This window comes from Rhizobium sp. A22-96, from assembly GCF_053521805.1.
The window spans coordinates 1,361,078-1,386,744 of record NZ_JBNWDQ010000001.1; the positions used below are offsets into that span (position 1 = coordinate 1,361,078).

24 protein-coding genes are annotated in these 25,667 nt (G+C 59.5%); 10 read left to right on the forward strand and 14 right to left on the reverse strand.

All coding sequences use genetic code 11. The features are described 5' to 3' along the window. Positions 1 to 73 precede the first annotated feature (73 nt). Positions 74 to 1,387, forward strand: a complete 1,314-nt coding sequence (repC, locus tag ACQZ6F_RS06090) for a plasmid replication protein RepC (RefSeq protein WP_449093061.1) — start codon at positions 74 to 76, stop codon at positions 1,385 to 1,387. A gap of 412 nt (positions 1,388 to 1,799) precedes the next feature. Here repC and ACQZ6F_RS06095 read toward each other — a convergent pair whose 3' ends face one another. The 8 genes from ACQZ6F_RS06095 to ACQZ6F_RS06130 all read right to left on the reverse strand — a co-directional run bounded on the left by ACQZ6F_RS06095 (position 1,800) and on the right by ACQZ6F_RS06130 (position 9,240). Then, entirely contained in the window at positions 1,800 to 2,792 is a 993-nt protein-coding gene (locus ACQZ6F_RS06095) for a hypothetical protein (RefSeq protein WP_449093062.1), read from the reverse strand. A 423-nt stretch (positions 2,793 to 3,215) separates the two neighbouring features. Beyond that, the gene (locus ACQZ6F_RS06100; protein WP_077471542.1) at positions 3,216 to 4,550 is read right to left on the reverse strand and encodes a flagellar hook protein FlgE; all 1,335 of its coding nucleotides are present in this window, start codon (positions 4,548 to 4,550) and stop codon (positions 3,216 to 3,218) included. Positions 4,551 to 4,778: 228 nt separating this feature from the next. Beyond that, entirely contained in the window at positions 4,779 to 5,489 is a 711-nt protein-coding gene (locus ACQZ6F_RS06105; protein ID WP_449093063.1) for a hypothetical protein, read from the reverse strand. A gap of 174 nt (positions 5,490 to 5,663) precedes the next feature. Then, positions 5,664 to 6,275, reverse strand: coding sequence for an exopolysaccharide biosynthesis protein (locus ACQZ6F_RS06110; RefSeq protein ID WP_449093064.1), 612 nt, complete (start codon positions 6,273 to 6,275; stop codon positions 5,664 to 5,666). A 48-nt stretch (positions 6,276 to 6,323) separates the two neighbouring features. After that, positions 6,324 to 6,629 carry a hypothetical protein gene (locus tag ACQZ6F_RS06115; protein ID WP_077471545.1) on the reverse strand — a complete coding sequence of 102 codons (306 nt, stop codon included), beginning with the start codon at positions 6,627 to 6,629 and terminating at the stop codon, positions 6,324 to 6,326. A gap of 74 nt (positions 6,630 to 6,703) precedes the next feature. Next, positions 6,704 to 7,639, reverse strand: a complete 936-nt coding sequence (locus ACQZ6F_RS06120; RefSeq protein ID WP_449093065.1) for a TerC family protein — start codon at positions 7,637 to 7,639, stop codon at positions 6,704 to 6,706. Positions 7,640 to 7,864: 225 nt separating this feature from the next. Continuing rightward, positions 7,865 to 8,581: a methyltransferase domain-containing protein gene (locus ACQZ6F_RS06125; RefSeq protein WP_449093066.1), complete on the reverse strand. Its 717-nt coding sequence runs from the start codon at positions 8,579 to 8,581 to the stop codon at positions 7,865 to 7,867. 164 nt (positions 8,582 to 8,745) lie between these two features. Further along, complete coding sequence (locus ACQZ6F_RS06130) at positions 8,746 to 9,240, reverse strand: Lrp/AsnC family transcriptional regulator (RefSeq protein WP_449093067.1); 495 nt, start codon at positions 9,238 to 9,240, stop codon at positions 8,746 to 8,748. A gap of 129 nt (positions 9,241 to 9,369) precedes the next feature. On the opposite strand from ACQZ6F_RS06130, the gene hppD reads away from it, so the two are divergent. The 8 genes from hppD to ACQZ6F_RS06170 all read left to right on the forward strand — a co-directional run bounded on the left by hppD (position 9,370) and on the right by ACQZ6F_RS06170 (position 18,025). Further along, complete coding sequence (gene hppD / locus ACQZ6F_RS06135) at positions 9,370 to 10,479, forward strand: 4-hydroxyphenylpyruvate dioxygenase (RefSeq protein WP_449093068.1); 1,110 nt, start codon at positions 9,370 to 9,372, stop codon at positions 10,477 to 10,479. Between the two features lie 59 nt (positions 10,480 to 10,538). After that, positions 10,539 to 11,900: a homogentisate 1,2-dioxygenase gene (gene hmgA, locus ACQZ6F_RS06140; RefSeq protein ID WP_449093069.1), complete on the forward strand. Its 1,362-nt coding sequence runs from the start codon at positions 10,539 to 10,541 to the stop codon at positions 11,898 to 11,900. 37 nt (positions 11,901 to 11,937) lie between these two features. Next, positions 11,938 to 12,963 (forward strand): fumarylacetoacetate hydrolase family protein, encoded by a 1,026-nt coding sequence (locus tag ACQZ6F_RS06145; protein WP_449093070.1) that lies wholly within the window; start codon positions 11,938 to 11,940, stop codon positions 12,961 to 12,963. Next, positions 12,960 to 13,592, forward strand: coding sequence for a maleylacetoacetate isomerase (gene maiA, locus ACQZ6F_RS06150; RefSeq protein WP_449093071.1), 633 nt, complete (start codon positions 12,960 to 12,962; stop codon positions 13,590 to 13,592). The genes ACQZ6F_RS06145 and maiA overlap by 4 nt, the downstream gene beginning before the upstream one ends. Before the next feature lie 181 nt (positions 13,593 to 13,773). Further along, positions 13,774 to 15,528: an alkaline phosphatase gene (locus ACQZ6F_RS06155; RefSeq protein ID WP_449093072.1), complete on the forward strand. Its 1,755-nt coding sequence runs from the start codon at positions 13,774 to 13,776 to the stop codon at positions 15,526 to 15,528. 70 nt (positions 15,529 to 15,598) lie between these two features. Then, entirely contained in the window at positions 15,599 to 16,063 is a 465-nt protein-coding gene (locus ACQZ6F_RS06160; protein WP_449093073.1) for a hypothetical protein, read from the forward strand. Between the two features lie 4 nt (positions 16,064 to 16,067). Continuing rightward, on the forward strand, positions 16,068 to 16,754 hold the full coding sequence (locus ACQZ6F_RS06165) for an ABC transporter ATP-binding protein (RefSeq protein WP_449093074.1): 687 nt from the start codon (positions 16,068 to 16,070) through the stop codon (positions 16,752 to 16,754). Next, positions 16,754 to 18,025: an FtsX-like permease family protein gene (locus ACQZ6F_RS06170; protein WP_077471556.1), complete on the forward strand. Its 1,272-nt coding sequence runs from the start codon at positions 16,754 to 16,756 to the stop codon at positions 18,023 to 18,025. Before ACQZ6F_RS06165 ends, ACQZ6F_RS06170 begins: the two co-directional genes overlap by 1 nt. Before the next feature lie 3 nt (positions 18,026 to 18,028). On the opposite strand, the gene ACQZ6F_RS06175 is transcribed toward ACQZ6F_RS06170, so the two are convergent. The 6 genes from ACQZ6F_RS06175 to ACQZ6F_RS06200 form a co-directional block, all read right to left on the reverse strand. Continuing rightward, the gene (locus tag ACQZ6F_RS06175) at positions 18,029 to 19,096 is read right to left on the reverse strand and encodes an ABC transporter ATP-binding protein (protein ID WP_449093075.1); all 1,068 of its coding nucleotides are present in this window, start codon (positions 19,094 to 19,096) and stop codon (positions 18,029 to 18,031) included. A gap of 30 nt (positions 19,097 to 19,126) precedes the next feature. After that, entirely contained in the window at positions 19,127 to 19,981 is an 855-nt protein-coding gene (locus ACQZ6F_RS06180; protein WP_449093076.1) for a carbohydrate ABC transporter permease, read from the reverse strand. Beyond that, positions 19,971 to 20,897, reverse strand: a complete 927-nt coding sequence (locus ACQZ6F_RS06185) for a carbohydrate ABC transporter permease (RefSeq protein WP_449093077.1) — start codon at positions 20,895 to 20,897, stop codon at positions 19,971 to 19,973. Before ACQZ6F_RS06185 ends, ACQZ6F_RS06180 begins: the two co-directional genes overlap by 11 nt. Before the next feature lie 76 nt (positions 20,898 to 20,973). Further along, complete coding sequence (locus tag ACQZ6F_RS06190; protein ID WP_449093078.1) at positions 20,974 to 22,188, reverse strand: ABC transporter substrate-binding protein; 1,215 nt, start codon at positions 22,186 to 22,188, stop codon at positions 20,974 to 20,976. 87 nt (positions 22,189 to 22,275) lie between these two features. Beyond that, a complete protein-coding gene (locus ACQZ6F_RS06195; protein ID WP_449093079.1) occupies positions 22,276 to 23,061 on the reverse strand; it encodes a DUF4037 domain-containing protein in 786 nt (261 codons plus the stop codon). 31 nt (positions 23,062 to 23,092) lie between these two features. Beyond that, positions 23,093 to 24,412 (reverse strand): alpha-L-fucosidase, encoded by a 1,320-nt coding sequence (locus tag ACQZ6F_RS06200; RefSeq protein WP_449093080.1) that lies wholly within the window; start codon positions 24,410 to 24,412, stop codon positions 23,093 to 23,095. 204 nt (positions 24,413 to 24,616) lie between these two features. Here ACQZ6F_RS06200 and ACQZ6F_RS06205 point away from each other — a divergent pair, with 204 nt between their 5' ends. After that, positions 24,617 to 25,624 (forward strand): LacI family DNA-binding transcriptional regulator, encoded by a 1,008-nt coding sequence (locus ACQZ6F_RS06205; RefSeq protein ID WP_174073618.1) that lies wholly within the window; start codon positions 24,617 to 24,619, stop codon positions 25,622 to 25,624. Positions 25,625 to 25,667: the final 43 nt, after the last annotated feature.

Sequence of the window (25,667 nt, forward strand, 5' to 3'; positions counted from 1 at the left end):
CGAATCACAGTCAAGAGTCTTTGGCATCGTTTTGGTGAGCAAATTTCTTTTGCCTCAACGTAGGTGAAGAAAAATGGACACTGAATACGTGACGACGCCCTTTGGGCGGCGGCCGATGACGCTTGGCATGTTGATAGCCCAGAGAAGAGCTGAACATGCCAGGCCAGCCAAGTCGGTCGATAAGTGGAAGATCCATCGTGCGCTCTGCGAAGCCAAGCCTATTCTCGGTGTGACGGACCGAGCGCTTGCCGTTCTCAGCGCACTCCTGAGCTTCTATCCGAAGAATGAACTCTCGGATGGAGCTAATCTGGTCGTATTTCCCTCGAACGCACAATTGTCTCTGCGCGCCCATGGCATGGCCGAGCAAACCATCCGCCGTCACCTTGCGGCCCTGATCGAAGCTGGTCTTATCGTCCGGCGCGATAGTCCGAACGGCAAACGCTATGCTCGCAGAAGCAGGGCTGGAGAGGTCAACGAGGCCTATGGTTTTTCGCTGGCTCCGCTGGTTTCTCGCGCGGAAGAGATCGAACATCTCGCTGCCGAGGTCGTTGCCGAGCGCCTTCATCTGCAGAGCCTGAGAGAGCGCGTCAGCCTTCACAGGCGTGACATCCTCAAGCTTATCGAAACAGCGCTCTCAGACCGCGTCGAGGGTCAGTGGGAGGCCGTTCATTCCGGCTTCCGTAGCCTCATCGACAATCTTCCACGCTCGCCCAACATCCAAGAGCTCGAAGCTTTGCTGTCGAAACTCGGTCGACTGCAGGACGAAATCGTCAACCGATTGGAAAAACACGCAAAAACAACAAAACCAAGCGGCAATCCCTATCAAAATGAGCGGCACATACAGAATTCAGACTCAGAATCCCTATCTGAATCTGAAGCGCAACGGCAAAAACAGCCCGCTGTGTTGTCCGTGGCTTCGGTAGAGATGCGGCCAAACCCACACCTGGCGCCCCTAAATCGCTCGCTTGAAGAAAACGGGCTTTCATCTGCCGCAACCGAGCCGCGCCCAGAAAGGCTCAAGAACGAGCCTATCGCAGTCAAAGCATTTCCCCTCGACATGGTCATGAGAGCATGTCCGGAAATTGCTGCCTACGGTCCGGGCGGCAGGATCGGAAATTGGCGCGATCTGATGACAGCCTCAGTCATCGTCAAATCGATGCTTGATATCAGCCCTGAGGCCCACCATCAGGCCTGCGCGATCCTGGGGCCGGAGAACACCGCGACGGTGATAGCCTGCATTCTGGAGAGAACCTCGCATATCAAATCCGCTGGCGCTTATCTCCGCGATCTCACACGCCGAAGCCAGAAGGGAGAGTTTGCGATCGGTCCAATGCTGATGTCCCTGCTGAGGGCCAATACCGCCGTAGGTACACAGAAATTGGCCTAGATCGTTAGGATTCCCCTCAGCGGAAGCTTCACTTCGAGAGCAATTCCCGGCTTGAAACACAATAACGGCACTGATGGAAAAATCAGTTTGGCAGGCGTTGCCCCATGGCATTCGTATGCCTGGGAGAAGCAAAGCGGCTGATAACTTCAGCTTCGAGACTTTAATTAAATGAAATCAATCGGGTAGAACATCGGAAAAATTCGATATCAGTGGCGAGAAAATATGGAAAAGAGACCTATAGACCGCCGAAACCCTGTGCCTTTATCGCTTAATTGCGCAGAAAAGTCCATGCCTTTCCGCTTTTTCGCCCTGTTTTGAAAAACAGCCATCAGGGGCTCGTGAAAGACAGGAAGGAAGAGCGTGTCGGTTCGACGGATAATCTCTTGCCTCCCCGTTTGTCGAGAACGGCTGCTTACTGGCAAATGGGTATGGGCTTTGCCGGCGGCGCCGGATGATCCTTCTTGTATTGGACGATGACCGGCTCGAGAGATTCCTTCGGCCAGAACTTCGGAGCGCCGATTTGTTTCAGGCAGGAGTCGTTCCAGTACAATCCCGCCTGCGGTGGTGAGCGACCCCCAGCGACCGTCTTTGCGATCGCGTTGATATCGGATGACTCCGGATAGATGTAGAGTGTCGTCGGATTGTCCTTCACCATCGAAATGATCTGGTTGGCATCCGATGCTGCCCAGCTGGTGCAGCCGTCGCTACGGCCACCGGCATATTCCACCAGCTTACCGAGCGGCACGTAGCCGTCACGGTTGGCATATGGGCTTTGCGGATCCTTCTTCATGCAGACGCCGGCGACCTTTGCTGCGGCATGCCCGCCGATTGCCCGCTGCCGGGCATTTGCGGTCTCACCCTCGCCGTCGAACTGAAGGAAGGTACGGAGATAGGCAACGTCCTTGGTCTGCGAGGCAGGGTAATAGCCCTTGAACGTCGTCTTCGTCTCCTCGGTCATATAGGAGCCGCCGGTCGTCAGGTTTGAATCCATGGCGTTGCCGAAGTTCCTGGCACACATGCGTCCGTTGCCGAAATCAACGACACCCTTGAGATCGCGACCGCTGCCGTGTCCGGATGAAACGACCCGGAATGTCTGGCTGGCCTCGCAGACGATGTAAAACCGGCCGCCGTCGCTCGGGTCGTTGGGACGTGTTGCGTCCATTGCGAAGTAGCAGGGGTTCCTGACCTTGCCTTCACTCACCTTGCGCATGTAGAGCGCGCGGGCTCTCTGCAGGACCGGGCGGGCGATCTGACCGTCACCTTGGCCCATATGGGCCGTAAGCCAAGCTGGAACATCGGACTGCTGTCCCGCAGCAAATGATTGCGGCGCGCTGGCAATGAGGATGGCGACGGTACAAAGGCTAAGCATCCTGGCGATGCTTCTGGGGGCACGTCTCGACCGCACTGATTTGGATCTCCTGTTAAATACCGTGGACCTCGGTACATCGTCGCCGATGAGAGCGGCATGACAGCCTGCCCGCCCCACAAGCCTGACCGACACGTACTCAGATCCAGAAATCATAGTTGTGCGCTGCTTTGCTGAACGAGACCCTAACGATGCCGGAAAATGGCGACAGTCACGATAGAGATCACAAGCTTTTTATCAGACTTGCTTAAACCGCATCGCCCAGCATTCCGAGGGCATAACGGCGCAAATGTGGCTGAATTTCGGCTTCGGGGAGCGGACGACTATCTCGGCGCCAGGCAATTGAATTTGGAGGCATCGCAGTAAGGAAGAGCTCGCGACGCAGATTTGCGCCGAACCAGCCGAACGCAGCGAGAAATAAAAAAGGGCCCCGAAGGGCCCTTTGACTGCGCGGAGGAAAAATCAGCGCTGGAGATTGACCAGGACGTCCAACAGGTCGGAGCCGGTCTGGAACACCTTGGAATTGGCGGTGTAGCTCTTCTGCGCCTGGATCATGTCGGTGAGCTGGCCAGCGAGGTCGACGTTCGAAGCTTCCAGTGAGTTGGACTGAATGTAGCCAAGGCCATTGCTGTTGGCGAAGCTCGTGACGGTTACGCCAGAGTCGGCATTGGCCTGATAGACGTTGCCGCTCAGGAGCGACAGCTTGTCCGGGCTTGCGACGGTTGCCAGAGGGATCTGATAGATAGCCTTCGGGTCGCCCTTCGCATAATTGGCATAGACGATACCGTTCTTGTCGATGGTGACGCCAGTGACTGCTGCCGCCGCCTGTCCATTGGTCGAACCGGTGGAGGCGAAAGCCGAGGCTTTCTGGGTCATCTTGGTCAGATCCATCGTGATCGACCCGGCGGTCTTTGGATCGGTGATCGTAAAGCTGCCACCGCTTGTCATATTTCCGCTTGTATCGAACGCCAGCGTACTGGTGGCAACAGGGCCAGACGAGTAGGGGAAAGACGAACCGGTACCCGTCGCCGCATCGGCATTGCGGTAGACGGCGACTTCCCACTGATCCGCCTTCGCTGGGACCGCTACGATCGGCGGAGTGGCGGTCGGGTCAGCGGCGACAGCAGGCGATGCAGCCTGGGTCTTCGTGTAATAGATGTCGTACATAACGGTGTTGCCGAGCTTGTCATAGGCAACGACCGAGCTTTTCTGGGTATTGGCTGTGGTCGTCGCCTTGTTGGCGCTCGGCAGTGTCTCGGTCGTGCTCGGCACGACGACCGTTGCACCCGAATTGAGGTTGCCGGTAAAGCTACCCGAGGTAGAAGGTGAGTTGGCAAGGCCGCTCTGATTGACGTTGATCGGCACCAGGCCATCAAAGCCGTTGACGACGACAGCCGGTGCTCCCGATGCGTAGGAATAACCCATCAGGGTGTAGCCGGCGGAATTCACGAGATTGCCGTTGGCATCCGGGGTGAAGTCGCCCGCGCGCGTCAGAACCGTCGAGCCGTCTGCTGCCTGCACGACGAAGAAGCCGGCGCCGCGGATCGACAGGTCGGTACCCGACGAAGTGGAGATGGCGTCGCCCTGCTGCGTTACCGAATAGCTGATATTCGTCTCGACGCTACCGGAATTGTAGTTGCCGCCGCCCGAGGGCAGGATCAACGACGAAAAGCTGGCGGTTGCCGACTTATAGGCCGTTGTATTGACGTTCGCGATGTTGTCCGACACGGTGCTAAGCTTGTTTGCTTGAGCGTTCATGCCTGAAACTGCCGTTTTCATGCTACCAAAGATGCTCATTGGTTCCTCGCACGTTGCTGATGCCGCCACGATAACGAGAATGACTTGTGTGAAGCTGGCTTTTTCCCTGTATGGCACAAGGCTGGAGCAAGACCTTTGAGCCATGCAGCTCGCGGAATCGCGGGACTCAGCAATCCCCAATACGGCAACATGACGCCAGATTGTGTGGTAGCGCGGTGTACTTTGTCTCTGATGTGCGCTTCTAAACCAAATGTCCGGTGGCAAGACTCATCGTGCGGGCGGAGCCGGAAAATCCAATACGCTGCGCGTATAGCTCTCGACCAGCGCGCTGAACGGTGTGCCGTCGGGCAGTTTCAGCACGGCATGGTGTTCGAGAACGAAGGGCGGCGGGGTGAGCGAGCCCGTGCCGGATGCGGGAAGGGCCGTCCCCATCTCCCAACCCTGCGGAAGCGGCGACCATAGCAATTGAGCCGACAGGTTCGTGCGCGTGAATTTGAGAGCCTGCACTGCCCGGCCGAAGGCGACATCGCTCGTGTTCAGGGCCTCGTTCATTTCGGAAGTCAGCTTTGCCGGTACATACCAATTATCGGCCTCCGACAGGATGCGATCGCCGCACGCCAGTCGAACGCGGCGATAGGCGACCGGTTCGCTCGGCCCGACCGCGAGCAACTCGCGAATATGGGCATCGGCCGGTTTGTCCTGACCGCGGACCCGTTGTGCCACAATCTTGGAGCCCGCCGGCGCCAGCTTGTGCGCCGCGCACCAGCGATCGAGCGTCAGCGTGGCGCTGGCATTGCTGAGAAGATCGGCATTCAGCGTTTGCAGGATTGCAAGGGCTTCCACCCGCGACGTCGGCGTGTCGGGCCATTGAGATTGGACAGGCAAATCCTGCGCCGTTGAAATCTGCGCGCTGAGCAGCAGGGCTCCAGCGCTGGCAAGTGTGGCGACCCGAGTGAATGGCGAGGGGCAGAAAACCATGGAAGATCCAGTCCTTGGTGGACGCAACGCCTACGAGGTCAGCCTTGCGATGTAGGCGCTATAATTGGAGAGGACGTCGTGGGTGGCAAGACCCAGATTGCCACACTACAGCACGGTGCGGCAATTCGACCTCACCTTCTTCATCGCTTTCCGGCGCTGCTTCCAGCCCGCATTTCAGGATGCGATTGCGGTCAAGCCGGTCAGTGCCATTTGCATCAGCCAGGCCGTTGCAACAAATGCAAGCGCGGATAGCAGCAGAGCTGCCAGCACCAGCAATCCGTCTCTGGCGATCAGGGCGACGGAAATGACGATAAGCGCCAGCACCGGCAGGAAATTGCCGAGGGGGATTGGCAGGGCGATGGCGACCGCCAACACGAAGATCGGAAATGACATCAGCCATTGCATTGTCCGGCCTGTAAAGACGGCCAGACGACCGGGGCGAACCATGGCCTCGACCCTGGCAAGGATCGGTGCGCTGTAGCGAACCATGAGCTCCACGACAGCCGGCGACAGTCGGCGCCGGCTGAGGAAGGATGGAAGCCAAATGGACTGGCGGCCAACTGCGATCTGGGCAGCAACGATGGCAAGGGCGGTTCCGAACACCACACCGAACGGTCCCGGTATGGGGATCATGGGCGGCAATGCGAGAACGAGAATGGTGAAAGCCATGCTCGTGCGGCCAAGAGCGCAGAGAATTTCGCCCAAGGAGATGCCGCCTTGGGACTGGGCGAGCCTCGCCAATTCGTAGAGGCGAGCGGATGCTACGTCTTCTGTCTGTTCCGTCATCCTCTTTCCCCGGATGGAATTGTCGGAGGAGGCTGCGCTGGCAGCCTATCAGGCCTCGTCGGCGCCTTTATTCTTGAGAAGGCCGATGACGGCTGCGCAATCCGGGTTGTTCTTGTTGAGCAGATCCACAGGATCGCTCCAGCCCGTGGCGACGCCGACAACGGTGGAGATGGTCCAGACCATATCTTCCGATGCTCGCTTTACCAGCAGCGGCCCTTCGGTCGTCAGGCATGCCTGCGACTGCCTGACGATCTCGACCGGCTGGCCTGCAGCGGTGGCGTACCGCTCGATCTCGGCCTGCAGAGGGGCAAGCGCGAAGGTTGCAAAGAGGGATGCGATGAGATTGGAGAGCATGTCCAGTCCTTTTCAGATGTTGGTTTGTGTGCGGGGGTGATAGTGCCCACCGACTTGGTGGGCACTCTGCTGGCTCAGGCCTCGCCGGCTTGGCCGCGTGTCTTCACGAGGCTCCAGACGACACCGCTGGCGATGATCGCAAAGGTGATGCCGAGCGAGAGGGCGGCCGGGAATTTTTCCAGACCCAGCAGGTCTGCTGCGAAGATCTTCGAACCGATGAAGACAAGCACGATGGCAAGGGCCGGCTTCAGATATTTGAAGCGGTGGATCATCGCCGCCAGTGCGAAATAGAGGGCGCGCAGGCCGAGGATCGCGAAGATGTTCGACGTGTAGACGATGAACGGGTCAGTCGTGATGGCGAAGATTGCAGGCACCGAATCCACGGCGAAGATGACATCGGCGACTTCGATCACCACCAGGGCCATGAACAGCGGTGTGATGAACCAGACCAGCTTGCCCGTCTGCGGATGGGCCTGCTTCACGAAGAACCGTTCGCCGTGATGGTTGTCGGTGACGTTGAAGCGGTTGCGCATGAAGCGGACCAGCGGGTTCTTCGAAACATCCGGCTCGGCATCCTTCATGACCAGCATCTTGATGCCGGTGACGATCAGGAAGGCGGCGAAGACATAGAGGAGCCACGAGAACTCGGCGACCAGCGTCGCGCCGACGCCGATCATGATGGCGCGCAGCACGATGACGCCGAGAATGCCCCAGAAGAGCACGCGGTGCTGATAGAGGCGCGGGACGGCGAAGAACGAGAAAATCAGGGCGATGACGAAGACGTTGTCGAGTGCGAGCGTCTTTTCGACGACGAAGCCGGTCATGTAGGCAAGGCCGGATTCCGCACCGAGATACCACCATACCCAAGCGCCAAAGGCGAGGCCGAGCGAGATGTAGAGGGCGGAGAGCTTGATGCTCTCGCCGACGCCGATCTCCTTATTCTTTTTATGCAGAATGCCAAGATCGAAGGAGAGGATGGCGATGACGAGGGCAATAAAGCTGGCCCACATCCAAAGTGGCTTTCCCAGCCACTCGACGAAAAACAATGATGCTTCCACGAAGGAGAACCTCAGTCGGCGCACGGTGTCGGAAAAGGTTCGACATCGCAAGAGCGCCGACGGCTCTCACCAGAGGGGCCCGGACCAGCGGGTTGGCAGATAGCTGGTGAGCCGATCTTCGCGATTCAAGGGGTGGTAGTACTCTTTGCAAATCGGAGAGCAATTTCGCTCGAGCGTCTAGTCCAGCACGCGGCCGATATGGATGCTGTGGACGCTTGCCTTTTCCTGGGCAACGAATTCGGTCAGTGCGGCGGGAACTTCGATATTTGCACTGTATCGTCCGAGAACGCGGAAGCCTCTTGGAAGGAAAGCCGTGATGTGGTCGATAATCTTTTCATAGTCGACAACAAGCAACTCCCTCCCGACCGTGAGATCGAACGATGCGGGATCGAAAATGACGTGTTCGTTCTCACAAAACCAGTAGGAGGAGAGCGTCAGATCGGGGAGGTATCCGATCTGCGCCGGCAGGTTACGCCGCTCGAATTCAAATTTTCCGGGAAGCCGGGCGACCGACATCAGTTCTTCACTGAGCGAAAGCTGGGTTTCCGACGCGTCCAATCCGTGAAGCTCAAGGAGAGGATTTCGGGCAAGATAGGCGAAGGCGAGGCTGAATGCGCCCGAGCCGCAACCGAGATCGCACACTTTTCGATAGTCGTGGATCGCGGTGCCGAGGCTGGTGAGCGCCTGCAGGCATTTCAGCGAGTTGCGCATCCCGAAGGCACGGGTGAAGGCATCGGCTGAGTTGGTGTAGTCGAAGATCTCGATCTGGCGCCTGCTTTCGACGGCGTTGAGCAGCGCAATGGAATCGATGCTGGGGCGATAGAGGTGATTGCACCTGAGCAGGATGTCGGCAAATTCGTCGAAATGTCGTGTCTTTTCGTCCGCGCGCAGCATGCAAACCTATCCTCGCCCGTCCTTGCCAAAGGGTGTTCTCTTCAAGCATGAATGGATGGGGATTGGTAGATATGCGCAGCTATCGCCGCCGCTGACAGATTTAAAATTTGCCTGCGTCGGCGAAGCGCTTACGCGCTTGGCAAAGCTGTGCCGCAATTATTATCTCACGCCCTCGTCATGTCAGCATGTGTCATCGGCACCGGGAAGCCTTCGAATGTCTTCAACGTATCGAGAACGATCGATGTCTTCACGTGCTGCACGGACTCATGCGGCAACAGCACGTCGTTGACGAACCGCGACAGGCCGACGAGCCCGCGGGTCGCAATCTTCAGATGATAATCCATCTCGCCCGTCAACGCATAAGCTTCCAGCACTTCCGGCAGCCCGTTGATCAATTGCGAAAATCGGCGGGCATTGTCACGGTTGTGGGTGGCGAGCGTCACCGAAATGACCACCAGCATATCGAGACCCAGCTTCTGCCGGTCGAGATTGGCCTGATAGCCGCGAATATAGCCCTCTGCCTCCAGCCGAGTGCGCCGGCGTGAGCACTGTGACGGCGAGAGCGCGATGCGTTCGCCGAGTTCGTTGTTCGTCAACCTGCCATCCTTCTGCAACTCCTCAAGAAGACGCAGATCCAGTTTGTCGAGTGGCTCATCCATTGCGCTAAACTCTAAAAATGCTCACAGATCGTGTATAATATTTTCCTTTTTCATTGAGAATGCAAGCACTTTGCGTGAATTTGGGTCCATACTTTGCACAGTCAAAGTACCGTCTCTGAGGAGGAGAAAATGGGTCCTTTTCCACATGATGCGCCGCCGTCCGAAATCACCGCCGACAACCCGGCCGGCACCGACGGTTTCGAGTTCGTCGAGTTCGCTCATCCCGAGCCCGAGAAGCTGCGCGAGCTCTTTACCCGCATGGGCTATGTTCCGGTCGCCAAGCACAAGACGAAAGACATTACCGTCTGGCGCCAGGGCGACATCAACTACATTCTGAACGCCGAGCCGGGCAGCCATGCCGCGCGCTTCATCGAAGATCACGGCCCGGCGGCGCCGTCGATGGCATGGCGCGTTGTCGATGCCAAGCACGCCTTCGACCATGCGGTTTCAAAGGGTGCCGTTCCCTATGACGGCGATGACAAGGCGCTCGATGTACCGGCAATCGTCGGCATCGGCGGTTCACTGCTTTATTTCGTCGAGACCTATGGCAAGAAGGGGTCGGCCTACGAGGCCGAGTTCGATTGGCTCGGCGAGCGCGACCCGCGTCCCGAAGGCGTCAGCTTCTATTATCTCGACCATCTCACGCACAATGTCTTCCGCGGCAATATGGACAAGTGGTGGGATTTCTATCGCGATCTGTTCGATTTCAAGCAGATCCACTTCTTCGATATCGACGGGCGCATCACCGGTCTGGTGAGCCGGGCGATCACCTCGCCCTGCGGCAAGATCCGCATTCCGCTGAATGAATCGAAGGACGATACCAGCCAGATCGAGGAATTCCTGAAGAAATACAAGGGCGAGGGCATCCAGCATATCGCCGTTGGAACGGACGATATCTATAAGGCGACCGATACGCTCGCCGACAATGGCCTGCGCTTCATGCCCGGTCCTCCGGAAACCTACTACGCCATGTCCTATGCACGCGTGAATGGGCACGAAGAACCCATCGAACGCATGAAGAAACATGGTATCCTCATCGACGGTGAAGGCGTGGTGAATGGCGGCCTGACGAAGATCCTGCTGCAGATCTTCTCCAAGACCGTCATCGGCCCGATCTTCTTCGAGTTCATCCAGCGCAAGGGTGACGAAGGCTTCGGCGAAGGCAATTTCCGCGCGCTCTTCGAGTCGATCGAAGCAGACCAGATCAAGCGCGGCGTCATCGGCACGGCGGCCGAATGATCTTCAGGCGACCCGGTGCCGGCGCTGGGTCACCCTCAGTTTTCGGGAGGAATTGAGCGATGGACCAGACGATATCTAAGGCCTCCGACCGTCAGGCCGCGGCGGCGGAGACGCTGCAATATATGCCCGGCTTCGGCAACGATTTTGAAACGGAGTCGCTGCCGGGTGCCCTGCCGCAAGGCCAGAACAGCCCGCAGAAATGCAATTACGGTCTCTATGCCGAGCAGCTTTCCGGCTCGCCTTTCACCGCGCCACGCGGAACGAATGAACGGTCCTGGCTCTATCGCATCCGCCCGAGCGTGCGCCACACCCGGCGCTTTTCAAACGCCTCCTATCCGTTCTGGAAATCGGCTCCCTGCCTGGATGATCATTCGTTGCCCCTCGGCCAGCTTCGCTGGGATCCGGTGCCGGCGCCGACGGAGAAGATGACATTTCTCGAGGGGATGCGGACGATCACGACGGCGGGCGATGTCCTGACCCAGGCCGGAATGGCCGCACACCTTTATCTCTTCAATGAAGACATGATCGACGACTATTTCTTCGATGCCGATGGCGAATTGCTTGTCGTTCCCCAGGTCGGCGCGATCAGGGTCTTCACCGAAATGGGCATCATGGATGTCGAGCCCTTGGAAATCTGCGTCATTCCTCGAGGCATGATGTTCAAGGTGATGGGCAAGGGCGAGGAGAAGGTCTGGCGCGGCTATATTTGCGAGAACTACGGCGCGAAATTCACGCTGCCGGAACGCGGCCCGATCGGCGCGAATTGCCTCGCCAATCCCCGCGATTTCAAGACGCCCGTTGCCGCCTACGAGGACAAGGAAGTGCCTTGCCGCGTGCACGTCAAATGGTGCGGCAAGTTCTATGTCACCGACATCGGCCACTCACCACTCGACGTTGTCGCCTGGCACGGCAACTACATCCCCTACAAATATGACCTGCGGACGTTCTCGCCGGTCGGCGCGATCCTCTTCGACCATCCCGATCCGTCGATCTTTACCGTGCTGACGGCGCCGACCGAAGCAGCAGGCACCGCGAATGTCGACTTCGTCATCTTTCCGCCGCGCTGGCTGGTGGCCGAACATACCTTCCGGCCGCCCTGGTACCATCGCAACATCATGAGCGAGTTCATGGGCCTGATCCACGGCCAGTACGATGCCAAGGAAAAGGGCTTCGTGCCCGGCGGTATGAGCCTGCACAATATGATGCTGCCGCATGGACCGGATGCATCCGGCTTCGAAAAGGCCTCCAATTCCGACCTGAAACCGGTGAAGCTGGATCACACCATGGCCTTCATGTTCGAGACCCGTTTCCCGCAACAGCTGACGAAATACGCTGCCGAACTTGAAACGCTGCAGGATGACTATCTGGAATGCTGGGACGGTCTGGAGCGCAGGTTCGACGGCACTCCGGGCATCAAGTGAAGATCGATCCTGCATTCTCTGATATCGGAACCGGACCATGAAGCTTGCGACTTTGAAGGACTCCACAAGGGACGGCCGGCTTGTCGTCGTCTCTCGCGATCTCACCCGCTGCTCCGAGGTCGGCCATATCGCCCGCACCTTGCAGGCGGCTCTCGACGACTGGGACCATGTTGGCCCGAGACTTCAGCTGATAGCCGAGGGTGTCGAAACGGGAGCCCAGCCGACGATCAGGTTCCACGAGCATGACGCCGCGTCACCGTTGCCCAGGGCCTACCAGTGGGCCGATGGTTCAGCCTACGTCAACCATGTCGAACTGGTGCGCAAGGCGCGCAATGCCGAAATGCCGGCGAGTTTCTGGGTCGATCCGCTGATGTATCAAGGCGGCTCGGATGGCTTTCTTGCGCCGCGCGATCCGATCGTGGCCGCCGACGAGGCCTATGGGATCGACATGGAAGGTGAGGTCGCCGTCGTGGTCGGCGACGTACCCATGGGGGTCAGTCCGGACATCGCCCGGCAGGCCATCCGGCTGGTGATGCTCGTCAACGACGTGTCTTTGCGCGGCCTCATCCCACAGGAGCTGGCAAAGGGGTTCGGCTTTTTCCAGTCCAAGCCTGCTTCGGCATTTTCCCCGGTTGCCGTCACGCCGGACGAGTTGGGCGAGGCATGGGATGGTGGCAAGCTGCATCTGCCGCTGCTGGTGACGCTGAATAACAGGCTGTTCGGCAAGGCGAATGCCGGTATCGACATGACCTTCGATTTTGGCGAGCTGATTGCCCACGCCGCGAAAACCCGCAGCCTCGTGGCCGGCACAATCGTTGGTTCCGGCACGGTTTCCAACAAGCTTGACGGCGGACCGGGCAAGCCGGTCGAAAGCGGCGGCGTTGGTTATTCCTGCATTGCCGAGATCCGGACGATCGAGACCATCGAAACCGGCGCGCCAAAGACGCCGTTCCTGCGGTTCGGCGATCAGGTTCGCATCGAGATACAGGATCATGCAGGCCATTCGATCTTCGGAGCGATCGAGCAGACCGTCGAAAAGTACCAGGGACCGCAGCCGCGATGAGCGAGGTCATTCTTTACGATTACTGGAGATCGTCGGCGAGCTACCGTGTCCGCATCGCGCTCAACATGCTCGGGATGGCTTACAAGAGCGTATCGATCAACCTGCTGGACGGCGAGCAGAACAGCCCGGACTATCTGGCGCTCAATCCCCAGGGGTTCGTTCCGACGCTGGTGATCGATGGCAATACGCTGACGCAGTCGTTGTCCATCATCGAATATCTGGCCGAGCTTCGCCCGGAGAGCGGGTTGATGCCCGTCGACATTGCGGGCCGGCAGCATGTGCGGGCGCTTGTCTACGCGATTGCCATGGATATCCATCCGATATGCAACACGCATGTCGCGGCCTATGTCACGACCATAACGGACAAGGCCGACGCCCGCGAGGAGTGGATGCGGCATTTTATTGCCACCGGGCTTCGCAAGCTCGAAGCGATGCTGGGCGGCTTCGATGGCGCGTTCAGCTTCGGGGATAGGCCGACGATGGCAGACATCTGTCTTGTCCCGCAGGTCTATAATGGCCGCCGCTGGGGTGTCGACATGACCGATCTGAAGCGCGTCGTCGAGATCAATGACAGATGCACCCAACTGCCCGCCTTTCAGGCGGCGCATCCGGACCGTGCGAAGCCCTGACGAAAAGCTGGCGCCAAAATGCGCCGGCCGCCTCCTTTTTTAGATGCTGTACATACAATCAGCAATCCTTAGTGAATTGATTTGTTCATTCACGGTTGCAGAAAGTTGGCCGTTTTTTATGTGATTGTCATCTGGCCTTTATAAGGGAGAGGAGGAAGTAACCAAGACGCGGGGGTATGAAATGCGTAAACTTCTTCTTTCCATGGTGTCGGCAACCGTATTGGCTGGGGCCGCCAATGCAGCAACCGTCTACCCTTTGGACCGGGCAACGGTACTCGTTGGCTCACCCTTCGACTTCAAGGTCGAGTTTAGCAAGGTGGTGAAGCCGGAAGACGTGAAGGTCACGGTCAATGGCGAGAGCTATGACGCAGTCTTCGGCAAGGCGGCTGATTTCGTCGCCGAGGAAAAGGGTGCGGAAGACAAGGTTCTCGGCTCGGCTCTGATCCTGCGCGGCGTCAAGCTCGCAAAGCCCGGCCAGTACAAGGTCGAGGTTTCGGCCGGCGACGAGAAAAAGTCGGTCAATTGGGACGTCTACGCCACCTCGGCAGCACCGAAGGCCAAGAACATCATCTTCCTGCTCGGCGACGGTCTTTCCGTTGCACATCGCACCGGCGCCCGCATCATGTCCAAGGGCATGACGGAAGGCAAAGCCAATGGCCGCCTGGCCATGGACGATATTCCGCCGGTCGCCTTTATCGGCACGTCCTCAACGTCGGCTATCGCGACCGATAGCGCCAACACCATGTCGGCCTATATGACCGGCCACAAGTCCGCCGTGAACGCACTCGGCGTCTATGCCGACCGCACGCCGGCAAGCCTGGACGATCCCAAGGTCGAAACCATCGGTGAAGCGCTCCGCCGCACCGGCAAGAAGTCGCTCGGCATCGTGACGACGGCCGAAGTCGAAGACGCGACGCCGGCAGCGCTCGTCTCCCACACCCGCAAGCGCGGCGACAAGGCCGAGATCGTCGGCATGATGTACGACGTCAAGCCGGATGTCCTGCTCGGCGGCGGCTCGGCCTACTTCCTGGCCAAGAGCGTGCCCGGTTCGAAGCGCAAGGATGACAAGGATTACATCGCGCTCTTCAAGGATGCCGGCTACGCCGTTGCCACCGACAAGAACGAACTGGCTGCCGCAGCCGGCTCGAACCAGGACAAGCTGCTCGGCCTGTTCCACACCGGCAACCTCGACGTCACGCTCGACCGCGAATTCCTCAAGAAGGGCACCGTCGACAAGTTCCCGAACCAGCCGGGTCTCGTCGACATGACCAAGGTTGCGCTCGACAAGCTCGCCAAGAACCCGGAAGGCTTCTTCCTCGTGGTCGAGGGAGCATCCATCGACAAGATGAGCCATCCCCTCGATTGGGACCGCGCCTTGGTCGACACCATCGAGTTCGACAAGGCCGTTGCCGTTGCCCGCGAGTTCCAGGCGAAGAACCCGGACACGCTGATCGTCGTCACCGGCGACCATACTCATGGCGTCTCGATCATCGGCACCGTCGATGATAATAAGCCGGGTACGGAAATGCGCGAGAAGGTAGGCACCTATGCGGCTGCCGGCTTCCCGAACTACGAGGACAAGGATGGCGACGGCTATCCGGACCGCGTCGATGTTTCCCGTCGTCTGTTCATCGCGGCCAACAACGGTCCTGACCACTACGAGACCTTCCGTCCGAAGCTCGACGGTCCTTTCGTTCCGGCGATCCAGAACGAGAAGAAGGAATATGTTGCCAACGAAGCCTACAAGGACGTGCCCGGCGCCGTCTTCGTACAGGGTAACATTCCGAAGGACGAAGACAGCGGCGTCCATGCCGTAGACGATATCGTTCTGCAGGCCGCAGGCCCGGGCGCGGAAGGCTTCCGCGGCTACATGGAACAGAGCGACGTCTACAAGGTCCTGGCCGACACCTTCGCGCTCGGCACCGAAAAGATGTAATTCGCCTGATCGGCGAATGCGGACAGGCGGCTTCTGGCCGCCTGTCCTTCCATATTTCATGGGGGTTTCCATGTCTCAGAACAAGCCTGTTTCCATCAGCCGCCGGGCGCTGATGACCGCCGCTGCCGTGCTGCCCATGGCTGGCATTGCCATGCGGGCAAAGGCTTCCGAAAAGCTCGGCTTCAGCGAGCTCTACAAGAGTTTCGGCCCGCTCGGCCTCGAATTCTCCGACAAGGTAAAGCAATTGAGCGGCAAGCACGTCGCCATCAACGGCTTCATGGCGCCGCCGCTGAAGGCGGAGGCAGCCTTCTTCGTCTTGACGGAGATTCCGATGTCGCTCTGCCCCTTCTGCTCTTCCGATGCCGACTGGCCCGACAATATCATGGTCGTTTATCTCTCTGCCAAGCAGACCTTCGTGCAGTTCAATGCGCCGATCGTGGCGCGAGGCGTGCTGGAGTTCGGCTCGTGGACGGATCCGGAAACCGGCTTCATCAGCCAATTACGTCTGCGAGACGCCTCCTTCAGGACGGCTTGATCTCATGCTGGCGCTCGATATTTCCGGTCTTGAAATGCAGTTTCCCGGTCTGGCCGCGCCGGTGCTGGCCATTGAGAAATTTCATCTGCCGGCCGGCGGCCGGCTCGCGATCACGGGTGCCTCCGGCTCCGGCAAGAGCACATTCGTGAACGTGATTACTGGCCTTGAGACAGTCACGCGCGGCAGCGTTTCCTGGAGCGATACCGAGATTACGCGTCTTTCCAATGGAAAGCGCGACGCGTTCCGGGCCGGGAATATCGGCCTCGTCATGCAGGATTTTCACCTGTTTCCCGGATTGTCTGCTGTCGAGAATGTGGTGCTGCCGGTCCGCCTTGCGCGTCGACTGACGCCCGCCGAGCGTGACCGCGCGTTCTACCTTCTCACTGCCACTGGCATTGCCCGCCCGCAGCAGAAGATCGAGACGCTATCGCGCGGCGAGATGCAGCGCGTTGCCGTCGCACGAGCGCTTCTGCAGCGTCCGGGCGTCATTGTTGCGGACGAACCGACCGCGAGCCTCGACCGCCAGGCGGGCAATGAGGTTGCCGAACTTTTGCTGCAGCTTTCGGCCGAAGAGGGGACCACGCTTATCGTCGTGACGCACGATATCTCGCTTGCCGAGCGTATTGGCCGTCGCATCTGCCTGGCGAGTGGCCGCATCGAGGAAGATAGCCGAGAGGTTGCCGCGCAATGATGATGATGTTCATTCTCGCCGATCTCCGGCGCTTTTGGAGCGGGGCGCTCGCTGTCGTTGTCCTCATTGCCTTGTCCGTTGCCTTGAGCGTGACCGTCACGCTTCAGGAACGAGCTGTCCGGCTCGGCAGCGCACGCGCCGCCGAGAAATTCGATCTTCTGGTGGGAGCCGCCGGCAGCGAGACGCAGCTGGCGCTATCAGCTGTATTCCTGCAGCCGGCACCGCTGCCGCTGATGGATGGCGCAGTCCTCGGACGGCTCGCCAACGATCCGCGCGTCGAATTGGCGGCACCCGTCGGCTTTGGCGATTCCGCTTATGGTTTCCCGATCGTCGGTACGACGACGAGCCTGATCTCGTCTCTATCGCCGGTTCTGTCGCAGGGCGTGCTGTTCGCGCGTCTCGGCGAGGCGGTGGTTGGCTCCGATGTCACGTTGTCGCCCGGTGCGGACATTAAGCCGATGCATGGCACAGCCGAAACCGGCGGCGAAACCCATACGGCCATTGCCTACAAAGTCACTGGCCGCATGGCGCCGACGGGTACGGCCTGGGATCGGGCGATCCTCGTGCCGATCCGCGCCGTCTGGCAATTGCACGGTATGCACGGCGAAGAACACCACGATGGCGACGAAGCGGAAGACCACGGTGCCGAGCCGCACGATCAGGGCGATGAACATGAGCACGAGCATGGCCACGTCGATGCCGACGCGCCTCTCGACGAGCATTTCGATGCGCAGACGCCGGATGTTCCCGCCGTACTCGTCAAGCCGAAGACGATTGCCGATGCTTACCGCCTTCGGCAGGAATATCGCACCGGGGCAACGCTTGGTGTCTTTCCGGCCGAGGTGCTGACCAGGCTCTATGCGACGCTCGGCGATGCCCGCAGCCTGTTGCTGGCAATCGCGCTCGGCACGCAGGCGATCGTCATCGCCGCCATCGTGCTGGTGACGGTCATGCATGTTGGTTCGAGACGCCGGCAGATCGGGGCATTGAGAGCGCTCGGCACGCCGATCCGTTCGATCATCGCAATTGTATGGGGCGAGCTCTTCATTCTGTTTGCGGCCGGGATCGCACTTGGCATCGCGCTTGGATATCTCACCGCGCTGGTGATCTCCGCGCGGCTTGCCGCATCGACGGCTGTGCGCCTGCCGGTTGGTTTCGCCTTCGACGATCTATGGCTTGTGGGCGGCTTCCTGTTCGTTGCGGCATTGATCTCGATTGTTCCGGCGTTCAGCGCCTTGCGTTCGAGCCCGGCTGCGGCGCTGCGCGCGTGACAATCAGGAAAGACGCTGGCCGCTCGACGGATCGAACAGATGCGCTTTTATCGGGTCGATCCTGAGCGGAATGGATTGGCCCGGTGATACCGAAAGGCGGTCTCTGACGGCGGCGACGATCGTTTGAGAGCCTGCCTGCAATTGCAGATGCGTGTCGGAGCCCGTCGGTTCGATGACGATGATCTTGGCGGGAACGCCATCCGGATCGATCGAGATGTGTTCGGGCCGAATGCCGAGCTGGACGGACTTGCCCACATAGGCCCGGGCGCTATCCGGCAGCGGCCACTGCAGATCTTCCGCCGCTTGGAGCTCTACCGTTCCATTCCGCTCGACGACCTGACCATCGATGAAATTCATCGATGGTGAACCGATGAAGCCGGCGACGAAACTGTTGGCGGGTTGATCGTAGATTTCGAGCGGTGAGCCGATCTGCTCGATATCGCCGCCGCGCATGACCACGATACGATCGGCCATGGTCATGGCTTCCATCTGATCATGGGTAACATAGACCATGGTGGTGCCCAGCCGCTGGTGCAGCGTCTTGATCTCGGTGCGCATCTGCACGCGCAGTTTTGCATCGAGATTGGAGAGCGGTTCGTCGAAGAGGAAGACGGCCGGATTGCGGACGATAGCGCGGCCCATCGCGACGCGCTGGCGCTGGCCTCCTGACAACTGTCGGGGATAGCGATCGAGAAGGGCGGAGAGATCGAGAATACCGGCGGCATCATTGACCTTCTGCTCGATCTCCTGCCGGCTGCGGCGCGCGAGCTTCAGCGAAAACGCCATGTTGTCGCGAACGGTCATATGCGGATAGAGCGCGTAGGATTGGAACACCATGGCGATATCGCGCTCATTGGGTTCGAGGTCGTTGACGATGCGCTCGCCAATTTCGATCTCGCCGTCGCTGATGCTTTCAAGCCCGGCGATCATGCGCAGCAAGGTGGATTTGCCGCAGCCCGAGGGGCCGACGAGCACGACAAACTCTCCGTCTTGCGCGGCAACGGATACGCCATGCAGCACCTCGAGTGCGCCATATCGCTTGACCGCATTGCGGATCGTCAGTTTCGCCATTGTTCTAGCTCCTGGGAGTCTGCAGGCGCTTCAGCGCCCGCCCATGCCCGCATTGAGGGCGATGCTGTTGTAGATGAGCTTCTGCAGGATGATCGCAAGGAATATCCCGGGAAGCATGGAAAGGGTGGCGCCCGCCATCAGATAGTTCCACTGCGTGCCCTGTTGCGTCTGGAACAGGGTAAGGCCGACGGGCAGGGTGGCATTGTCGGCACCGGTCATGACGATCAGCGGCCAGAGGAAATTGTTCCACTGCCCGATGAAGGTGAACAGCGACAGAAGTCCGATAGCCGGCATCGACAGCGGCACGATGATGCTGACGAGGATGCGCAGGCGCGATGCGCCGTCGATCCTTGCTGCTTCCTCAAGCTCCATGGGAATGGAGAGAAAGAACTGCCGCATCAGGAATGCGCCGAATGTGCCGAAGGAGATCGGCAGGATCACGCCCGGAAAGGTGTTGACGAGGTTGAGCTTGTTGACGATCAGAAACAGCGGAATGATGAGCATCAGCGGCGGCACCATCAGCGTGCCGATGTAGCCCAGCAGCAAGGTATCGCGTCCCCTGAATTTCAGCCGTGCGAAGGCATAGCCCGAAAGGCAGGAAACGACGACGGTGATGACAGTTACGCAAATGGCGATGACGGCACTGTTGAGGAAGAACCGGCCGAAGGGCAGCCGGGTCCAGGCGGCGGCAAAATTACCCCATTCGAAGACCTCAGGCAGGATATGCACCGGTATGGCCGTCACCTCGGCATTCGAGCGTATGGCATTCGAGACCATCCAGAAGAATGGAAAGAGGAAGGCGATTGCCACGAGTGCAAGTGCGGCGTGGTTGACGATGTCGAACGCCAGCTTCCGGCGTGCCCTGGCTTTGGAGTTAAGCGTCATAGTGCACCCATTTGCGCTGGAACCAGAATTGCAGGGCGGTCAGCAGCATGATCAGCGCGAACATCACCCAGGCGATGGCCGAGGCATAGCCCATCTGAAAGTTCTGGAAGCCGCGCTGGAAGATGGCGTAGCCGAGCGTAGCCGTCGATGATCCCGGACCGCCCTTGGTCATGACGTAGATCTGGTCGAAGACCTGCAGCGAGGTAATGGCCGTCATGACGGTGCCGAAGAACAGCGTCGGCGAGATCAGCGGCAGGCGGATTTTCCAGAACCGGTCCCAGGCAGTCGCCCCGTCGATCCGCGCCGCTTCCAGATAGGTTGCCGGCACCATGTCGAGCGCGGCGTTGAACAGAACGGTATTGTAGCCGACGCCAGCCCAGATGGAGGTGAGAACGACGGCCTGCATGGCGAGCGTGCGGTCATTGAGCACGCCCGAAAATGGCAGCGACAACGCAGCCATCAGGTTGTCGAAGAGGCCACCGCTGCTGAAGATCAGCATCCAGACCATGGCAACGGCGATGAGCGGGGTGAAGGTGGGAAGGAAGAAGATCACCCGGAACCAGCGCTGCCCGATCCTGAGGCTCGAAATCCAGGTCGCCAGCCCGAGCGAGATGATGATGTTCAGCACCAGATATTCGACGGTGAAGAAGATCGTGTTGCGCATGACTGTCCAGAATTGCGGATCGGTCGTGAACAGCCTGATATAGTTGGCAAGGCCAACGAAGCGCGGCGTTCCCAGCAATTGCCAGTTGGTGAAGCTGAGCGCGATCGAAGCCAGGATCGGCAGCACGAGGAACAGGACGATACCGATCAGGCTCGGCAACAGGAAGAACAAGGCCGTCCATCCCTCGCCTCTGAACCATTTGCGCGAGCGTGGCCTTGGCCTCGCGATTATGTCACTGTGTTTGGCCAGCATCGTGGGCCTTCCTTTCCGGCAATGGCGCTGCGGTCGAGCCGATGGACCCGGCCGCAGGCCGGCCAGGTGCCCAAGCTTATGGAAGCTGGCTCTGGATATCGCTGAGGACTCCCTCGGGCTTCGAGTCTCCGGTCAATGCCAGCGGCACATATTGCATCACAAGATTTTCGAACTGGTTCCATTTTTCATTGATACGGAACGGCGTCGTGTGGGCAAACATGTATTCCAGCGTCTCCCGAGTGCCGCTGACATTCTTGGCCGCCCCGTCATACCAGGAGGTCTGCTGGGCAAGCCGCGCCGGCAGCGCCCGTCCGGCTGAACCCAGAATTTCCGCAGCCTTCGGACCGGTCAGCACCTGCAATGCCTTGAATGCTGCATCCTTGTGCTGGCTGGTTGCAGAAACGCCCCAGCCGGAGCCGGCCGTGATGAAGCGCGAGGGGCCGTTGCCGCGCGGCAGCGGCGCAATGCCGATCTTGAACTTCACGTTGGCCTGGGCGGTGATCAACGTCCATGGACCGTCGATGTACATGGCGACGTTGCCGGAGGCGAAACGGCCGCTTGCGGCGGAGGCATCGGCCGCGGAAGCAAACACCGGCGAGAGCTTGTCCTTGGCGGTAAGGTCGGCATACTTGCTGAAGGCGTCGACAAAGCCTGCGTTGGTCAGGTCGAATTCGTTGTCAGCGTTGAAATAGTCCGCGCCGAGCGCGACCGGGCCAGCGATGAAGTCGAAGGCCTGCGTTCCGTAGCCGTAAGTGCCGTCCTTGGTCAGCGTCTTGGCGTCGGCCTTGAAGTCGTCGAACGTCCAGTCGTTTGCTGGCTCTTTCAACCCGGCTGCGGCGAACTTGTCGCGATTGTAGAACACCATCCATGGGCCGACGTCATAGGGCAACGCATAGAGTTTGCCGTCTTGCGACAGGCCGGACATGATCGAGGTCTCGAAATCAGCAACCTTCACGTCGCCTTTCTTCACATAGTCGTCGAGTGGGGTGAGGATCGAATAGAAATTCGGCAGGCGCATCGACTGCATCGAGACGATATCGGCGACCTGTCCCGATGCCGCCAGAACCGGCAGGCGCGTCCAGTAATCCGTCCAGCCCGAAAGCTGCAGCTTGACCTTGATATCCGGATATTGCTGTGAGACGAGATCGGCCAGCTGCTGCCAGAGCTGCGCGTCGTTCGGTTCGCCCCACATCTGCCAGCTGATGGTAACGGGGGCATCCTGCGCCTGCGCGCCTGCTGCCAACAGCGAACTCGCGGCCAGGGCAGCCGCAAAGATCATTGAATGTTTCATTATGGTTCCTCCTCTTTTTATGATCATGGTTGCAATGACGGTCTTCAATGCCCGGACGCTCCCTTCCGGCTTGGTCTTGCGGCCTCCTCAGGCCGCGATCATAACCTCCAGATCGCCGATCAGTCCGATCAGCGCCATTCGCTGTCGCCGCCAGGTATCGGGATCGTGCCCCGGCTCCAGAATGGCGGTCATCCGCTGAAGGAAGTCGGGCGGCAGTCGCTCCAATTCGGCCGCCATGGGCAGGTTCCAGCCGTCACCCGGAAAATATGCCCGGTTGAACGCGAAGACCGTCTGGAGAATGGCGTTGGCAAGCTTGCCGGTCAGCCCCACGAGAAAGACGAGATCGCGACGGGCGACCTTGCTTTCGTAGTGATAATCCTTGGCCCAGTAGCGCAGGATTTCCATGTGCTGGCGCAGGACGGAGGCTCTCAATGCCTCGGGATACCGCGCAAGCTGTTGTTTCCATCCGGCGAGTAGGCCGCGCGGATCGGCGATGATCTGCTGGCTGGCAAGGTCCGTCGGCAGATGGTAGCCCCAGATCGTCCACTCGAAATTCTTTGGCACGGCACTGCCGGCAAGCCAGCTATCAAGGTCGTTTTGTACGCCGGCATAGCGGCGCATCCAGACCCCATCCATCCGCACCCCTTCGAGCTTCCAGGCGCGCATGGCTCCTTCAAAGCGCTTCCATGCTTTGGTCTGCCGAAGCTCCGGCCCGCGATAGGCATCGGCATAGACCCGGAAGTCAAAATCCGATTGTTCGTCCGACCGCCCCTTGCCGCGCGAGCCGGCGAGGGCGACGGCGCCATTGCCGTCGTCTGCCAGATCGGCGATCAAGGGCGTCATCGCTGCAATGAGTTCGGTTTCGCGGCTCATGACGATATCGGTGACCGGGCCAGCAATTGGCTCAATCCTTGAGGATCAGCTCGATGACGGGCGTCACGACATCGGGCTTGAGAACGGGCAGTTCGAGGCTCAATATGCCCTCTCCAACAGCGACGCCGATATTGGAATCAACCTCGGCATCCGGATCGAGCCAGTGCAATTCGCTGGCGTCGTGCAGGAACTGTGCATATTTCACCTTGCGTCCGAGCCCTTCGATGTGGATGTGGCGGAAGGGCCAGGTCTGGACATGCAGATAGAGGCGGTTGCCCTTCTGGGTGAAACGGCAACCGTTCGGCGCCTTGTATTCAGAAGGCCCGGCGCCATAGATCGCGCGTCCGTTGACCCGCATCCATTCGCCATAGGTATCAAGCGCGGTAACGGCGCGGGCGTCGAAGGTGCCGCGTCCGGTCGGGCCGACATTCATCAGAAGATTGCCGCCGAGCGAAACCGTGTCGATCAGCATGTTGATGAGCTGGCCTGCATCCTTCCATGTGGTTTCGTCGCGATAATAGCCCCAGGAGCCGCTGAAGGTGTGGCAGGCTTCCCAGCGCACTGGCAGGCCTGCGACGGTCGGCGCCACACGCGGCGTATATTGCTCCGGCGTCACCAGGTCGGGCATGTGATCCGCATCGCGCGGCAGGTCGAGACGGTCGCCGACGATGATGTCGGGCTGCAGTTTGCGCACCAGCTTCATCAGATCTTCGCTTTCCCAATCGGCGCGACCCTTGCCGGGCAGGCCCTTGTAGACGCGGCGAGGATAGCTGAAATCGAACCAGATAACGTCGATCTTGCCGAAATTGGTAAGAAGTTCGGTCACCTGGTCGCGCATGTATTTGGCATAGCGCTTGACGTCGCGGCCCTCGTTGAGCTTAGCGGCGTCGGGATGATTGCGCTGCGGATGGTGCGCGTCGATCGGGAAATCCGGGTGATGCCAGTCGAGCAGCGAATAGTAAAAGCCGACCTTGAGCCCTTCGGCGCGAAGCGCTTCGACATAGGGTCCGATCAGATCTTTGCCATAGGGCGTGTTGGTGACCTTGTAGTCGGTGACCTTGCTGTCCCAGAGGCAGAAGCCTTCATGGTGCTTGGCGGTGAGCACGACATATTTCATGCCGGCTTCGCGGGCACGGCGCGCCCATTCGCGGGCGTCATAGAGGTCGGGATCGAAGTTGTCGAAATACTTCTGATAGGCTTCGGTGGTGAACTCCTCGCGGTTCTTCAACCATTCGTGGCGGGCGCCGAGCGCATAGAGTCCGAAGTGGATGAACATGCCAAAGCGGTCATGTCCGAACCATGTCTTGCCGCCGGCCGCATCAAGGCCGCCGCTGATCGTTGCGTCGCTCACATTATCCTCCCAAGATTTTCAGTTCTATCGAACCGGTTCGATTTAATCATTGATCCTCTCCTCATCGATGTCAAGCGCACTGTTGAAATCTTCTTCCCCCATATTGCTTCAGGGCCTACAAATGTTAGATTTGTGACAAGAGCTCGCAAAGGAACTCGCCTTCATCGGGAAGGCTGAAGGCGATAGAAACGGTTCGAAAATTTAATGGCCACAATTCGTGACGTCGCCAAACTCGCCGACGTATCCGTGTCGACGGTTTCGCTGGCCTTGAGCAATCCGGCGCGTGTCAGCCCGAAGACCCTCGAGAAAATCCGCCATGCGGTCGCCGCGGTAGGCTTCGTTGCCGACCCGCTTGCCCAGAGTCTGGCGCGCGGACGCAGCCGCATGATCGGCTTCGTCGTCGGCAATGTCGGCAATCCCTTCTTCGGGGATATCCGGCGCGAGCTGGAAAATTACGCGCTCGACCACAATCATTTCGTGCTCGTCACCGACTCCTCAGGCAAGACAGCGCGCGAAAAGGCCATGGTCGAACACCTGATCGGCCTCAAGACGGCGGGTCTGGCGCTCGCTCCCTCCGGACATGATCAGGACTATCTCGATTTCGTCGCTGGATTGAATGTTCCGATCGTCTGCTTCGACCAGAAGGTGGCGGGGATCGAGCGGGATTTCGTCGGCTCCGACAACCATCTCGCCGGGGCGATGCTGACCGAACATCTGCTGCAGCTGGGCCATAGGCGCATCGCCTTCATCACCGGCCCGAGCCATATGCATACGGCAACTGAGCGCTATCGCGGCTTCACCGACACGATGGCGAATGCCGGGGTGGAGGTTAACCCGAATTTTGTCGTCGACGGCCAGTTTACCCGCACCGCCGGCTATGAGGCGGCCATGCGCCTGCTCATCCAGCCCGAGCGCCCCACAGCGATCCTCGGTGCCAACAACACGGTTGCGCTCTCGGCGCTGCAGGCCATGCAGGAGCTGGGCTTTCGCTGTCCGGAAGATATCTCGCTCGCCATGATCGACAATGTGCAATGGAGCTCGGTCATCACCCCGCGCATCACCATGGTTGTCCAGGATACTCTCGCGCTCGGCGGTATCATTGCCCGGCGCCTCATGCATCGCATCACCAACCCTCAAGGCGCAGTCGAACCGCCGCAGGATTTCGTTCTGACCCCGAAATTCGTGTCCGGCAATTCCTGCCGAAGGGTCTAGGGTGTTTCCGAGGTAGTGCTTTCTGCGCCGATCCGTCTTGCCA

Coding starts and splice junctions, on each gene's coding strand:
- repC (WP_449093061.1), top strand. CDS start 74: ATGGACACTGAATACGTGACGACGCCCTTTGGGCGGCGGCCGATGACG.
- ACQZ6F_RS06100 (WP_077471542.1), bottom strand. CDS start 4,550: ATGAGCATCTTTGGTAGCATGAAAACGGCAGTTTCAGGCATGAACGCT.
- ACQZ6F_RS06105 (WP_449093063.1), bottom strand. CDS start 5,489: ATGGTTTTCTGCCCCTCGCCATTCACTCGGGTCGCCACACTTGCCAGC.
- ACQZ6F_RS06110 (WP_449093064.1), bottom strand. CDS start 6,275: ATGACGGAACAGACAGAAGACGTAGCATCCGCTCGCCTCTACGAATTG.
- ACQZ6F_RS06115 (WP_077471545.1), bottom strand. CDS start 6,629: ATGCTCTCCAATCTCATCGCATCCCTCTTTGCAACCTTCGCGCTTGCC.
- ACQZ6F_RS06120 (WP_449093065.1), bottom strand. CDS start 7,639: ATGTGGGCCAGCTTTATTGCCCTCGTCATCGCCATCCTCTCCTTCGAT.
- ACQZ6F_RS06125 (WP_449093066.1), bottom strand. CDS start 8,581: ATGCTGCGCGCGGACGAAAAGACACGACATTTCGACGAATTTGCCGAC.
- ACQZ6F_RS06130 (WP_449093067.1), bottom strand. CDS start 9,240: ATGGATGAGCCACTCGACAAACTGGATCTGCGTCTTCTTGAGGAGTTG.
- hppD (WP_449093068.1), top strand. CDS start 9,370: ATGGGTCCTTTTCCACATGATGCGCCGCCGTCCGAAATCACCGCCGAC.
- hmgA (WP_449093069.1), top strand. CDS start 10,539: ATGGACCAGACGATATCTAAGGCCTCCGACCGTCAGGCCGCGGCGGCG.
- ACQZ6F_RS06145 (WP_449093070.1), top strand. CDS start 11,938: ATGAAGCTTGCGACTTTGAAGGACTCCACAAGGGACGGCCGGCTTGTC.
- maiA (WP_449093071.1), top strand. CDS start 12,960: ATGAGCGAGGTCATTCTTTACGATTACTGGAGATCGTCGGCGAGCTAC.
- ACQZ6F_RS06155 (WP_449093072.1), top strand. CDS start 13,774: ATGCGTAAACTTCTTCTTTCCATGGTGTCGGCAACCGTATTGGCTGGG.
- ACQZ6F_RS06160 (WP_449093073.1), top strand. CDS start 15,599: ATGTCTCAGAACAAGCCTGTTTCCATCAGCCGCCGGGCGCTGATGACC.
- ACQZ6F_RS06165 (WP_449093074.1), top strand. CDS start 16,068: ATGCTGGCGCTCGATATTTCCGGTCTTGAAATGCAGTTTCCCGGTCTG.
- ACQZ6F_RS06170 (WP_077471556.1), top strand. CDS start 16,754: ATGATGATGTTCATTCTCGCCGATCTCCGGCGCTTTTGGAGCGGGGCG.
- ACQZ6F_RS06175 (WP_449093075.1), bottom strand. CDS start 19,096: ATGGCGAAACTGACGATCCGCAATGCGGTCAAGCGATATGGCGCACTC.
- ACQZ6F_RS06180 (WP_449093076.1), bottom strand. CDS start 19,981: ATGACGCTTAACTCCAAAGCCAGGGCACGCCGGAAGCTGGCGTTCGAC.
- ACQZ6F_RS06185 (WP_449093077.1), bottom strand. CDS start 20,897: ATGCTGGCCAAACACAGTGACATAATCGCGAGGCCAAGGCCACGCTCG.
- ACQZ6F_RS06190 (WP_449093078.1), bottom strand. CDS start 22,188: ATGAAACATTCAATGATCTTTGCGGCTGCCCTGGCCGCGAGTTCGCTG.
- ACQZ6F_RS06195 (WP_449093079.1), bottom strand. CDS start 23,061: ATGAGCCGCGAAACCGAACTCATTGCAGCGATGACGCCCTTGATCGCC.
- ACQZ6F_RS06205 (WP_174073618.1), top strand. CDS start 24,617: ATGGCCACAATTCGTGACGTCGCCAAACTCGCCGACGTATCCGTGTCG.